At 53.8% G+C, this 320-nt stretch carries 1 rRNA gene; it reads right to left on the bottom strand.

Going from position 1 to position 320, the window contains the following annotated elements:
* Nucleotides 1-320: ribosomal RNA gene (locus tag R2R70_RS19470) — 16S ribosomal RNA — on the bottom strand; the annotation flags it as partial.

The following is a 320-nucleotide window of genomic DNA, read 5'->3' as shown; positions in this document are numbered from 1 at the left end:
GACTTTCGTCCATTGTGGAAGATTCCCTACTGCTGCCTCCCGTAGGAGTCTGGGCCGTGTCTCAGTCCCAGTGTGGCCGATCACCCTCTCAGGTCGGCTACGCATCGTCGCCTTGGTGAGCCGTTACCTCACCAACTAGCTAATGCGCCGCGGGCCCATCCTATAGCGATAGCAGAACCATCTTTCATCATTTCAACATGTGATGAAATGAATTATTCGGTATTAGCCCCGGTTTCCCGGAGTTATCCCCAACTATAGGGCAGGTTGCCCACGTGTTACTCACCCGTCCGCCGCTAACCTTCAGAAGCAAGCTTCTAAAG

This window comes from Cobetia sp. SIMBA_158 (assembly GCF_046566945.1).
In the GTDB taxonomy this organism is placed as follows: domain Bacteria; phylum Pseudomonadota; class Gammaproteobacteria; order Pseudomonadales; family Halomonadaceae; genus Cobetia; species Cobetia amphilecti.
This window is presented reverse-complemented; position numbering and strand designations above follow the sequence as displayed.